Annotated in this window: 15 protein-coding genes; 7 read left to right on the top strand and 8 right to left on the bottom strand. The window is 65.6% G+C overall.

The genetic code is table 11. From position 1 onward, the window contains the following. Positions 1-39: 39 nt before the first annotated feature. On the top strand, positions 40-882 hold the full coding sequence (locus tag IM25_RS18250) for a F510_1955 family glycosylhydrolase (protein WP_006554866.1): 843 nt from the start codon (positions 40-42) through the stop codon (positions 880-882). A gap of 96 nt (positions 883-978) precedes the next feature. Here the strand turns inward: IM25_RS18250 and IM25_RS18245 are convergent, their stop codons facing one another. After that, positions 979-1,341 carry an ArsR/SmtB family transcription factor gene (locus IM25_RS18245; RefSeq protein WP_006554865.1) on the bottom strand — a complete coding sequence of 121 codons (363 nt, stop codon included), beginning with the start codon at positions 1,339-1,341 and terminating at the stop codon, positions 979-981. A 97-nt stretch (positions 1,342-1,438) separates the two neighbouring features. Between IM25_RS18245 and IM25_RS18240 the strand changes: the two genes are divergently transcribed. Beyond that, positions 1,439-3,406, top strand: coding sequence for a heavy metal translocating P-type ATPase (locus IM25_RS18240; RefSeq protein WP_065996231.1), 1,968 nt, complete (start codon positions 1,439-1,441; stop codon positions 3,404-3,406). Between the two features lie 211 nt (positions 3,407-3,617). Here the strand turns inward: IM25_RS18240 and IM25_RS18235 are convergent, their stop codons facing one another. Then, positions 3,618-4,166 carry a recombinase family protein gene (locus IM25_RS18235; RefSeq protein WP_065996229.1) on the bottom strand — a complete coding sequence of 183 codons (549 nt, stop codon included), beginning with the start codon at positions 4,164-4,166 and terminating at the stop codon, positions 3,618-3,620. A gap of 473 nt (positions 4,167-4,639) precedes the next feature. On the opposite strand from IM25_RS18235, the gene IM25_RS18230 reads away from it, so the two are divergent. Continuing rightward, positions 4,640-5,419, top strand: a complete 780-nt coding sequence (locus IM25_RS18230; RefSeq protein ID WP_033098381.1) for a hypothetical protein — start codon at positions 4,640-4,642, stop codon at positions 5,417-5,419. Positions 5,420-5,458: 39 nt separating this feature from the next. Here the strand turns inward: IM25_RS18230 and IM25_RS18225 are convergent, their stop codons facing one another. Beyond that, a complete protein-coding gene (locus IM25_RS18225) occupies positions 5,459-5,917 on the bottom strand; it encodes a hypothetical protein (RefSeq protein ID WP_033098380.1) in 459 nt (152 codons plus the stop codon). A 93-nt stretch (positions 5,918-6,010) separates the two neighbouring features. On the opposite strand from IM25_RS18225, the gene IM25_RS18220 reads away from it, so the two are divergent. Then, on the top strand, positions 6,011-6,337 hold the full coding sequence (locus IM25_RS18220; RefSeq protein ID WP_033098379.1) for a hypothetical protein: 327 nt from the start codon (positions 6,011-6,013) through the stop codon (positions 6,335-6,337). A 33-nt stretch (positions 6,338-6,370) separates the two neighbouring features. On the opposite strand, the gene IM25_RS18215 is transcribed toward IM25_RS18220, so the two are convergent. Further along, the gene (locus IM25_RS18215; protein WP_052040153.1) at positions 6,371-6,853 is read right to left on the bottom strand and encodes a hypothetical protein; all 483 of its coding nucleotides are present in this window, start codon (positions 6,851-6,853) and stop codon (positions 6,371-6,373) included. A gap of 124 nt (positions 6,854-6,977) precedes the next feature. Next, on the bottom strand, positions 6,978-7,541 hold the full coding sequence (locus IM25_RS18210) for a hypothetical protein (RefSeq protein WP_052040159.1): 564 nt from the start codon (positions 7,539-7,541) through the stop codon (positions 6,978-6,980). A 715-nt stretch (positions 7,542-8,256) separates the two neighbouring features. Between IM25_RS18210 and IM25_RS18205 the strand changes: the two genes are divergently transcribed. Continuing rightward, complete coding sequence (locus IM25_RS18205; protein WP_033098378.1) at positions 8,257-8,460, top strand: hypothetical protein; 204 nt, start codon at positions 8,257-8,259, stop codon at positions 8,458-8,460. A gap of 536 nt (positions 8,461-8,996) precedes the next feature. Here the strand turns inward: IM25_RS18205 and IM25_RS18200 are convergent. Both IM25_RS18200 and IM25_RS18195 read right to left on the bottom strand, forming a co-directional pair. Next, positions 8,997-9,497, bottom strand: coding sequence for a hypothetical protein (locus tag IM25_RS18200; RefSeq protein ID WP_033098377.1), 501 nt, complete (start codon positions 9,495-9,497; stop codon positions 8,997-8,999). Positions 9,498-9,666: 169 nt separating this feature from the next. Beyond that, positions 9,667-10,035, bottom strand: a complete 369-nt coding sequence (locus IM25_RS18195) for a hypothetical protein (RefSeq protein WP_052040152.1) — start codon at positions 10,033-10,035, stop codon at positions 9,667-9,669. Positions 10,036-10,319: 284 nt separating this feature from the next. Here IM25_RS18195 and IM25_RS18190 point away from each other — a divergent pair, with 284 nt between their 5' ends. Then, entirely contained in the window at positions 10,320-10,790 is a 471-nt protein-coding gene (locus IM25_RS18190; protein ID WP_033098376.1) for a hypothetical protein, read from the top strand. A 247-nt stretch (positions 10,791-11,037) separates the two neighbouring features. On the opposite strand, the gene IM25_RS18185 is transcribed toward IM25_RS18190, so the two are convergent. After that, positions 11,038-11,274: a hypothetical protein gene (locus IM25_RS18185; protein WP_033098375.1), complete on the bottom strand. Its 237-nt coding sequence runs from the start codon at positions 11,272-11,274 to the stop codon at positions 11,038-11,040. A gap of 403 nt (positions 11,275-11,677) precedes the next feature. Between IM25_RS18185 and IM25_RS18180 the strand changes: the two genes are divergently transcribed. After that, positions 11,678-11,998 (top strand): hypothetical protein, encoded by a 321-nt coding sequence (locus tag IM25_RS18180; protein WP_232333360.1) that lies wholly within the window; start codon positions 11,678-11,680, stop codon positions 11,996-11,998. The last annotated feature ends 56 nt before the right edge of the window (positions 11,999-12,054 follow it).

Here is a 12,054-nt window from a genome sequence, read left to right as displayed (position 1 = left end):
TGCGTGGCCCTGCCCCAGAGAGAAAGTTCTTCTGCGTCCATGTGGATATCGTTCGCGCGCCCCTGCCGGGGTGTGCTCGTCGCCGCTGCCCTGACCGTGCTCGTCGGATGCTCGACCCAGCAGCCCGCTACGACACCGACCCGATCGGGGTCTGTCCCGACCGCGGAGGTGCCCGCGGTGGCATTGACCCCTGCCCTCGATCACCTGCACGGGTTACACCTCGGTGCCGACGGCACGATCCTGGCCGGCACTCACACCGGCCTGGTCACCCTCGGCGTCGACGGGCGCACCACCCGGGTCGGCACCTCCGACGACGACTTCATGGGACTGACCGGGGTGCCCGGCACCGATCGGCTCTTCGCCTCCGGACATCCCGGACCGTCGAGTTCGGCACCGAACCCGCTCGGACTGATCGACAGCATCGACGGCGGACGGACATGGACCCCGAAATCCCTGACCGGAGAGGTGGACTTCCACGCCCTGGCCACCGACGGGACGGTGCTCGTCGGCTTCGACGGAACCACCGGACTGCTGGTCTCCACCGACGCCGGCACCACGTGGAGTTCGGGAGCCCCGCTGGCCGCCGCAGCACTGGCTGTCACCGACAGCGGTGTCTGGGCGGCCACCGCCGAGGGGCTGCAGCACAGCACCGATACCGCCCGCACCTTCACCACCATTCCCGAGGCCCCCACACTGGTATTGCTCTCCGCCGCCGGTGACGGATCCCTGTGGGGTGTCGACACCGACGGTGTCGCCTGGCGCAGCCACACCGGTCGAAATTGGGAACAGAAGGCAATGGTCGGTCCGGTCGAGGCGTTGCTGGCCGTCGATGCCGACACCGCCTATGCCGCCACCGCGCACGATCTCTACACCCTCGAGTGACCCGATACTGCCGAGCGCGGTCCCACCACTCGGCGCCGCCGACCGAGGGGACCGGTACCAAGTGCACCTCGCCTCGGCATCGGTCGCGGGAGGGGCTCAGCCGGCGGTTTCGGGTTGATCGGACAATCCCAGGCGCAGGTGCTCGCTGTGGTAGACGGCCTCGTCGAGAAGTTGGGCGACGTGGTTGTCGTAGAGGCTGTAGACGATGGAACGGCCCGCTCGGGTGCCGACAACCAAGCCGAGATTGCGGAGCAGGCGAAGCTGGTGGGAGACCGCGGACTGCTCCATTCCGACGGCCTCGGCCAGTTCGGTGACCGGGCGCGGGCCGTGGCGCAGTTCGGTGAGGATCAACAATCGGCTCGGCGTCGCCAAGGCCTGCAAGGTGGTGGCGACATGGGCGGCGGACTCGGCGTCCAGCCGGGCGGCCGGGCGGTCGCGGCCCTCGATTCCGTGTCCCATGACCGCGGAGCCTACCCCGAAATCAATACATGAAGACCTCTTCATTTGTTCTGTTATCGTGGTTCGCATCTGTTGTCTGTCGCCCTGGAGGTGACCTGTGGTCGCACCGACCGCCACATCCACCCATCCGCATCCGACGCCCCCGTCGACAGCGGTACGCCGTACGACCCTGTTCGAACTCACCGAGGTCCGCTGGGCCGGCGCAGCCCTCGTCCTGTTCCTCCTCGGTCTGATCGCCCAGTTCGCCGGTGCGCCGACCTGGACATGGTGGGCGCTGTATCTGGCCTGCTACGCCGCCGGCGGCTGGGAACCCGGCGCGGCCGGGATCCGGGCGCTGCGGGACAAGACCTTGGATGTGGATCTGCTGATGGTCCTCGCCGCGATCGGCGCGGCGGCCATCGGGCAGATCACCGACGGCGCACTGCTGATCGTCATCTTCGCTACCTCCGGCGCGTTGGAAGCATGGGCGACCGCCCGCACCGAGGACTCGGTGCGCGGACTACTGGAGCTCGCCCCGGAGACCGCCACCCGCCTCGATGCCGACGGCCGGGAACACTCGGTTGCCGCGGCCGAACTCGAGGTCGACGACCTGGTGCTGGTGCGCCCCGGGGAGCGGATCCCGGCCGATGCGACGGTCATCGGCGGGGGCAGCGAGGTCGATCAGGCCAGCATCACCGGCGAGCCCCTGCCGGTGGACAAGACCGCCGGGGACGAGGTGTTCGCCGGGACCGTCAACGGCACCGGTGTCCTGCGGTTGCGGGTGGTTCGCCGGGCCGCCGATTCGGTGATCGCCCGCATCGCCACTTTGGTCGAGGAGGCCGGCCGCACCAAGGCCACCACGCAGTTGTTCATCGAGAAGATCGAGCAGCGCTACTCGGTGGGCATGGTCGCGGTGACCCTCGCGGTGTTCACCATCCCACTGCTGTTCGGCGAACCGCTCGAACGTGCACTGGTGCGGGCGATGACATTCATGATCGTCGCGTCCCCGTGTGCGGTGGTGCTGGCAACGATGCCACCGCTGCTGGCTGCCATCGCCAACGCCGGCCGCCACGGGGTGCTGGTCAAATCCGCCGTGGTGATGGAACAGCTCGGCACCGCCACCCGCCTCGCATTCGACAAGACCGGCACCCTGACCCACGGCACCCCCGAACTCGTCCGGATCGAGGCGGTGGACCCGCGAGTCGACCCCGACGAAGTGCTGCGGTGGGCGGCCGCTGCCGAACACCCCAGCGAGCATCCGCTCGCCGCGGCGATCATGCGCGCCGCACATACCCGCACCCTGACCTGGCCGGCAGCACAGCAATTCACCGCACTGCCGGGCCGCGGGGTCTCCGCCCTGATCGACGACCACATCGTCACTGTCGGCGCCCCGGCCGCGCTGCTCGAACGACACAGCACCCACCCCCCCGCCGTTACCGTGGTCGAGGACTTCCAGAACCAGGGTTACACCGCGGTGGTCGTCACCCGCGACGATCATCCCGTCGGGGTGCTGGGCCTGACCGACACACTGCGCCCGCAGGCAGCGATCGCCGTGGCCGCCACTCGGGCGCTCATCGGCACCGCCCCCACGCTGCTGACCGGCGACAATCCGGTCGTCGCCGCACGGCTCGCCGCCGAGGTCGGCATCAGCGAGGTACAGGCCGGGCTGCTGCCCGACGACAAGGTCGCCGCCGTACGCGCGCTGCAGGCCGACGGAGAAAAAGTTGTCGTCGTCGGCGACGGCATCAACGACGCCCCCGCGCTGGCCGCTGCGCATGTCGGTATCGCCATGGGCGGCGCCGGATCGGACCTGACCTTGCAGACCGCCGACGCGGTCGTCGTCCGCGACGACCTCACCACCATCCCCACGGTGATCCACCTGGCACGGCGGGCCCGACGCGTGGTCATCGCCAACCTCGCCATCGCCGCCTCGGTCATCGCGGCCCTGGTGACCTGGGACCTGGTCGGCCCCCTGCCGTTGCCGCTGGCGGTGGCCGGCCATGAAGGCTCCACCATCCTCGTCGGCCTCAACGGACTGCGGCTGCTGCGAGAGACCGCATGGCGCCGTGCTGTCCGCACAGGCTGACACGGTCCCGCGGCACACGTGTGACCTCGCCACCGGTGGTGATCTGACCGAATCCACCTTCGGCGCTCACCCAACCCGGCCGTGCGGGACAGCACGGTCGAACCCGAACGCCGCGGAACGATCAGCCCTTCGCTGCGTCGGCGCTCGCACAGTTCATTACGGGCGAAGCGTTTCCGCAGGGCGTGACTGCCGGACTGTGGTCACCCCACCTCTACTGCAAATGCCGATACAGCGTCGTACGACCAACCCCAAGAATCTCCGCGATCTCGACCTGACTCATTCCGTTGTCGCGCATCAACTTCGCCTGCTTGATCTTCTTCGCCGTCATCTTCGGCGGCCGGCCCCCGACCCGGCCCCGAGCTCGGGCCGCTGCAAGTCCGGCCGAGGTGCGTTCACGGATGAGGTTGCGCTCGAACTCGGCGAGCGCACCGAAGATCGAGAAGATCAGCTTGCCGCCGGCCGTGGTGGTGTCGATCGACTCGGTCACCGACCGGAACCCGATGCCCCGTTCCTCGAGATCGGTGACCACCTGAAGCAGATGCGGCAGGGAGCGGCCGAGCCGATCGAGCCGCCACACCACCAGGGTGTCGCCAGCCCGCAGGTGCGAGAACAGGTCGTCGAGTTGCGGCCGGGCGGTCGTGGCACCGCTGGCGGTCTCGGTCCAGATCCGCGAACACCCCGCCGCCCTCAGCGCGTCGCTCTGCAGATCGAGGGTCTGATCGGTCGTCGAGACCCTCGCATAGCCCAAAAGTTCGCTCACAAGCTCGCAGTGTTCCATAACTCGCCGACAAGGCTGGTTTTGAACCAGAGGTTTTAGACATGGGTTTCGGAACAGTTGTCGCGCCTAGTCGGTTGTGACCTTCAGAAAGAGATGGCTGGAGATCTTCGATGAAATGTGGCATTGAGCCAGAGGCCACCGGCCGCTGTTGACCGATGAGTGCACCCCTGCACCCGGTAATCTCCAGATCGGGTTCGGATTCGGACAACTCGTAGAGGCCGTATCGAAGGAGACGTACAGAAGTGCAGCCACGACGTCGCGGGGTGAAGGCTCTGGCAGCAGTAGCCGTCTGCGCTGTTGTGGCTGCTGCGGCGATCGGAGTGTGGAAGACCGGATCGAGGGACACTCCGGCCGCGGCGCGCAGTCACGATGCGGCGAGTACGCCATCCAGCCCGACCTCAGCCCCGGAATCGTCTATCGAGAATCCGCCCGATCCCGTTGGTACGTCGGAGCGTTTGACGACCGTCGTGCAACGCGCCGCGGAGTTGTTGCGGGTCAACGGCGCCGCATGGGGGCCGCAGGTCGCCACCGGGACCGAACTGTCCATCGGCGAAGCACTTGCGCAAGCCAGTTCGGTACCTGGGGACGCCACGATCGCGGAAATGGAATGGCTACGCCAGGCGGATCGGGACGGGATGTACGACGACCCGAATCGCCCTCTCGACAGGCTGGTTCAGCACCTCGAGGCGACCACGATCACCGACGCTGACCTCGCCGAGCATCTGGGACCGAACTGGCCGACCATCGTCGATACCTTCACCACCGTCGCGGCGATCGGGTTCGACGACTACGTCGCCCAGGTGCGCCGGTCCCCGCCGATGCGCGTCGCCGATGCCCTCGATATCCGTGCGCAGTTACAGGAGGCGGCTGCCGCAACCGGACTGCGGGAGCAGTGGGCTCGTTCCCAGGACCTGGTCGCCGCCTACTTCGAGCGGTGCATCACCGAGTCGTTGAGCAGGCGCGATCCCACGGATCCTCTGGACGAGTACATCCGGGACTGGTCGCTTGCGCAGGCGCTGGCCCACGATGCGGTCGCAGCAGCGTTCTTCGCAGAGGGAGCCGGTGCCGATGAGGACCAGGTCGAAACACTGGCGCGGGGTCTGCAGATCGTCCAGGCACCGGAGAGATTCGATCGAGACGGCTCGCTGACCCGCACGGTGCAACCGGGCGAGAACCTGTCTGCCGAAGACGCCGAACTGCTCGACGCGGAAGAGCCCTTCCTCGAGGATGAATGACCCTGCCCGAGCGCACCGCATGGACGATGCCGGCTGCGCTCAGTGGTGCAGGCGGTCGATGTAGTCGGTGAGTTCCCCGATCGGCGCGACGACCTCCCCCGTGTATCGTCCCCACACAGCTCGACCGTCGACGATTCTGGGTGTCAGATGCCGGCCGTCGGGCAGCGTGGGCCATTGCAGCCATTCGTCGACGTCTTGGAAGTAGGAGGCGATCTCGACCGTGGTGGCGACGTCCTCCACCGCGCTGGAGATACCGAAACCGCTGTGCGGCGTGCCGCCGACGACGAGGGAGCACACCAACCCCGGCACGGGGACGACCTCGAGTCGGATGTCGATGCGCCACACCCCGGGATCGAACGTGTTCATCGCCTCGAAGCGCAGCGTGTCGCGGGAGAGCCGGGCGAACGCGGAGACGAGTACGTCCCGAATGTGATCGGTGGGTTCGAAGGTGAACTCGATGTCCCACCGCGAACCGATCTCCGAGCCGGGTATGCGCATGCTGCGACATTATTCGATGCTCGTTCCGGCAGGTGGACGGAGAGCATCGGTGTCCACCGGCTGCCGGGACCGCGACTCTTCTAGGCTGACGAGGTGTCCGAGAGGCGTGGCGAATACCGATTGGCGTTGCTGTGGTGGAGTGCCTTCGCCGGGATCCTCGTCTGCGCATTGAGCTACTGGCCGGCGGTGATGGCCATGCAGCGCGCGTTCGACGTGCCGTCTTTTCCACCCGGCGGGGTCGACTACTGGCTGTGCTGGGCTGCTCCGCTTGTCGCAGTGGCGACAGCGGGCGCGGTCGCGTTCCTGGTGTGGCGGCGTGCCCGGTTGGCCCTCGCGGGCTTTCTCGTGGCATTTCTGCTGACCGGCCTGTGCATGGGTATGTTCGGCTATTCGGTCGACAGCATGCCGTACTACATGTGACCCGGGCACGGCCGGTGGGACATCGGCACAGTGCTACCGAGCCGGTCGATCGACCTTCATCACCGGGGTCGGTGGTCTCGGCGCGGTTTCGGGCCATAGCTGCATGAGATAGCGTTCGACGAGATCATCGCCGGCTTCTTGCAGTTCAACTGCGCAGTCGCGACCTGTGGCGTAGAGGCGGGCTCGGTACCGACCCGGTAGGGAAACAAGGCTTGCGTCGAGGAGTGCGGTGTCGGCGTCGAGATCCCGAAGTCGGACATCGCCGCTGTCGAACTGGACCGATACCTCCTGCCATTCGTCCCATCCGGCACCGTCTATCGCAGGCTCGGCAGTTACTATCTCGGAGCGAAATGCGACCGCACCCAACGAGGACGCCGTCGCTACGACCAGGAGTCGTTGGGCGCCATCCCACGTGAGGATGTCGCCGGTCGCGGCAGGAAGATCCGGCATCGGCATGCCGACCTGCTGAAAGGGCAAGGTGGATCCGTATTGGACATAGAGTTCGGCTTCGATCACCTTGATGCTCTTCCGATCTCACGCCACCTCAACGGGAAGTCCGTACGGCCCACCTCGCTGATCGTCGCTGCAGACGGATCGGTGAGCGGCAGGTCACCGGTAATCGTCGACCTCGGTCGCGGCTTCACGATTCGTCCGTCACCGAGCTGCCGGATTCGTGCGTCGAGGACGGGGTGTTCTCCGGAATGCCGTAGCCCGGCATCTCCCACCGTTGCGCGGGCTCGAGGACGCTGCAGTCGTCGGGCCACAGCCGCAGGCGCCACACATCCCCTGGGGTGGTCGAACCGGGCCAGCCGTAGTTGACGAAACCACGCCCGGACACCTCCACCACATATTGCCCGGGCGGCACCGCAACGGTGACCGGCTCGGTGGTCGGGGACGACAGGCTCAGCACCCCGGGCGCGTCGACTTCGAGGCGGTCTTCGCTGACCTGCTGCCACTCCGACCGATCGGCGGCGGGACGGCGGTCGAAGACCTGCACGTCCACGCTCATCTCGAAGTTGTTCTGATGCGGGCACACCACCACAACCATGGTGCCGTCACCTGCGCTGGGCTGCTCCGCTTGGGCCTGCTCGAGCAGCTCGATCTCGTTGTCGATATCCCCGAGTCCGCCGTCGAGGCAGAACTGCCCGTAATCCATCGCCAGTACCACCGTCGATTCCAGGATCGGGCTCGTCTCTGCGTTCATGCCGGTGATCTTGACACGCCTACCCGACAACCATGCGGGTCCGCGCCGATGATCGCAGCTGTATCGAAGCAGCGATCTCGATCCGGTGCATCCCCGGAAGCAGCGGGGCGATCGACAGGCTACTTCGACAGAACGTAGATCACGCTGGTTGCTCTTCGTACGAATAAGCACAGGTACGAGCGGTCGGTCCGAGTGATCGTTGTCGATCCAGGCGGTCGGGCTTGTCGATCTTCGCCGCATCTCAACACCTACAAATAGGGATAAATCAGGCAGATTCGCCCTAGCGCCGTGGTCACTCACGGTTTCTGCGGGGTCGGAGTCGTAAATTGCCGTTTACGCACCATCGACCCCGAACCACCAGGTGAGCGCGTTTTCCGTGCCGGAACGGTGCCGGAGCCCGGCCGATCGCGTCCATAACCTCGCAGAACCAAGGCAGGGGTGACAGACATTGTTCGTAGCAACAACGGCATTCAGCATCGGTAGACGATCCCGAGTCCGCTGTGTCGCTCGCCCGATCCGCGCCTCCGTGTGAGACGGCAAAAACGACGTTCCCCGAGCGGGCGATTTGACTGACCGTTTCAGAATGACGGTCCTGCCGCCGGGCACTCCGGCGAGCGTTGAACAGATCGAGGGGGCGCGCCGGCACGGGAATCGTCGTCTACCGTGGGCACAATGGCACACCGGCACGCCGTGATCCTACTTCGGGGGTGTACACATGGAGTTCTACTCCCTGAGCTTGCCGCGTCCGGACCTGTCGATCCAATGGCGGGAGGACGACATGATGCGCAGCGGTCCTGCGTCCACGATCGAGAACGAACACTGGTCACCGGTGTCCGTCCTGTACACCACCGATCCGGAGAGTTTCCCGCACGAGATCACACAGCAGGTCTGGCCCGGAGACAGCCTCGACCCGACATGATGGTTGGTGATCGGCGCACTGAACACACCGACGGCGGCAGCAGCTCAGCTCGCCGACGGGATGGACCCCCAAGGTGGCTGGGTGCCGATCCGGTGGTTCTGTCGAACATCCGGACGATCGGCGCTGCCCCATTCGGGTGGGCGGCCTCTGATGCTCGTCGATCAGGCGACGGGCACGAGCCAGGCGGTGAGTTCCGTTTCTACGGTGGATCCTCAGCCTGGTGTCTTTTACGTCCTAGTCGGCGAATGTTGCGTATAGCGTCACCGACGACGAAAAGACCTACCAGTGGGGGAAGGATAAGAACGAATATCTGGGCGGCATAGTCATTCGAGCCCACCAGGGATAATTCACCGCGTGCGAGGCCGAGATATCCGTTAAGGGACTGCCCTGCGATGAACAAACCGACAAGTATCTGAACGATTTGGCGCGTGTACGTCGTACGCCGCCGTTGTGGCGCTGTGGTCATGTCTCGCGTCCTCGTCTAGCGCATGTGTGACAAACATATCCTGCAATCGGCGAGCGCTCGCCGAATTCTTCTACGGCAGAGCGATGATCGCGTCGGCAAGATCCGCCGGGTCCGGAAGCACCAGGTGCGTGATCACAGGTTCGAGTCCGATCTCGGGCCATTCAGCGATCAACGGCAGATCACGGGTGGGCGGTAGCCCGGTGACTTCGTACAGGTACTCGCGTTGATACAACTCGTCGGTGTCGTACCATCCGCGATTGTCGCTCCGAGGCACCGGCTGAAGAACCGAATCGTCGAGGGCACGCAGCCGCAACGGGCGACCGCGTACCTGCCCGGGGCGGCGTTTACCGGTCTGCGGATCGATGACCGCCGGTGCCCTGTACTGCCGCTTCATCGCTTCGACGTGTATGCCGCGGCCCACGACGGTCACCGCGATCTCGAGACCGGCCGAATACGCCATGATCGACTGTAGTCCCACGGTGATGCCCTCGACGCGGGCGAGTAGCACCGGACCATGGGCGATCGCCCCGATCTCCTTGTCGTTCGACGGGTCGATCATGAACCAGGCCATGTCCGGATCCTGACATGTTTTCAGGGCGTGCCGACCGTGAACGCCCCCGCACCAAGGATCCCCACACGGGATCGCCGATCGAGCAGCACAGCGATGTAGACGCCGAGGGAGTCGACGGCACGGGAAAACTGACCACGGTAGGGCCGGTGCGGACCTGGCTCCTACCCGATCATGGTGTCCCCACGCGGTCGCCGTCACCGATGCCCGACGGGTCGCTGCCGGGGGGGAACTCGTGTAGATAGAACGTCGCTCCCTCCTCGATCTCGCCCGCGTGGAAAGAGGGCGACTCGAACCGGTTCACAGTAATCGTGTAGCCGCGCTGATTCGCAGGGACCGCGTCGAAGTGCGCTACATAGGTACAGACCCCCGTAGCGTCGGCGTTGCGTTCGACGGTGTCGACTTCCAGCACAGAACGTGCCGAGGCGGCCGCGCTCTCGCCGTGTATCCACACCGTGTCGTTCGGTGCGACCGGGACGGCGGCGATGATGCACTGTCCGGTCTGGGGGTCGGCGTGCTCCGCGTTCCCGACGACGGTCACCGTAGCGGGGAAGGTCTCCGGCTTCTCGGTATTGGATACACAACCGGTCAGGACCACCGTCCCGATCGACAATGACGCTGCAACCAGTCCGCTCCTTCGTCCCATGAGGCCACCGTACGGTCTTCGAAGAAGGTCTGTCCCTTGCTGACCGTTTCAGAAATGACGGCCCTGCTGCCGGGATACTCCACGCGGGCATTGAAGAAATCGAGGTGCGCGACGGCACGCGAAGTGTCGTCTACTGTGTGCACAACGGCACGCCGTGATCCCATGTCGGAGGTGTACGCATGGAGTTCTACACCCTGACCTTGCCGCGTTCGGGCCTGTCGATCCAATGGCGGGAGGACGACATGGAGCGCAGCGGTCCCGCGTCCACGATCGAGAACGAATACTGGTCGCCGGTGTCCGTCATGTACACCACCGATCCGGAGAGTTTCCCGCACGAGATCAAACAGCAGGTCTGGCCCGGAGACAGCCCCGACCCGACATGGTGGCTGGTGATCGGCGCGCTGAACACACCGACAGCGGCAGCAGCTCAGCTCGCCGACGGCACCGTCGTCCCGGTGCACCGCCTCGGTCCACTGGTGCTGTGCGAATGGACGAGCACCCCACAGCTGCTGACGTTGACGCTCGGATCCGTCACCCACACATTGGCGCCGTTTCGAGCACCGTCACGGGGTCCGGCTCCCTATCCGTACCCGCGATCCGATACTCCCGGCGGCGAGGGCGGCTGGGTCGATTTCACACGAATCGAGTGACGTACATGTCTATTTCTCGCCCACGTGGTCGACCGCTTGCCGGAGCAGCCCTCCTGCGGAACGTGCTGCTGTCCTGGAGGCATGGGCAGCCTCGAGACTGAGCCTGGCTCGATCGGCATCGATATCCTGACGTCTCGCCCCATTTCGACGCTGCACACCCCGGCAAGGCCCCTTTTATCGGGCCGCACCCTCATGTGTTGTGCAGACCCCCGGGCCGACGCTCCCGATGCACACTGGTCACACACACCTATCGAGGCGCTTCGTTGTCCCCTTGGATGACACCGATCGAGTCCCCACCGAAGATCACCTGCCCACCCACGGCGGGTGGCGGACCGTCCGGGTACTGACCGACCGCGGCGTCGCGAGCAAGCTCTTCCCAGGTGGTGGGTTCACCGTCCTCGATGACCGGATCCTCGAGTGAGAGGTCGTAGTCGTCCTCGAGCTCGGCCTCATCGTTCGGGAAAGGATCGTTCGAACTGGTCATGGTGGTACCTTCCTCGGCCGGATTGGGGGTGTCAACAGGACTGTGCTGCATAGCCACCGCACCACCCATCATCGCTGCCGCCCCGGCAAGGAGTGCAGCACCCATCAGATATGCGGCCCTGCGCATCCTTACCTCCCAGTGTCGCCGGCTCCCCGATGGAGAAGCGTGTTGCTCGGCGCTGCCTCCCTCTGGGACAGTAGTCGGCTCCAACTCCCCGGACCGGAATGATGTCGATCATGCCCCGTGTGGACCCGCGGAACGAAGACAGCTTGATATGGCGCATCCCTGTAGTCGACAGCGAACCCGGACCGACCGAGGGGCCCACTGTCGATCCCCTGGCCCGTGGGTCAAGGCTCTGGCCGCCGTCGGCCGAGATCTGCGTTGCCTTCGATACGGACGGTACGTGGACACGAACAAGCTGGTGTGGGACTTGACGATCAACGGCGACTACTACGTCTTCGTCGGCTGGCAGAGCATTCGGGGGATCGGCGGGTTCAACACCGGTGGAGGGTTGACCATGGACGCCTCATTCGGTGAAGCCGCCGCCTGGATCGCAGAAGTCGTTCAGGACAACCTCGCGGGATACGAGTTCGTGCAATGGCCCAGCCACGGCAGTCATCTGCTTGTTCCCCGACTACGGTCGGCAGAGGCGGTCTGGATCGATCCGCACGGCGACGCGACGATCTGCCCGGTCGGCACACTGTGCGACCACGCTGACCGGTGACCGGTTACGCCGACCTCGGAGTACCCCGTCCGAGGAACTCCAAGGAACGGAGGTCA

It is taken from the genome of Rhodococcus sp. p52, assembly GCF_000763325.2.
Taxonomy (GTDB): domain Bacteria; phylum Actinomycetota; class Actinomycetes; order Mycobacteriales; family Mycobacteriaceae; genus Rhodococcus; species Rhodococcus pyridinivorans.
Note: the sequence above shows the minus strand (reverse complement) of the source record. Positions and strands in the feature narration are given on the sequence as shown.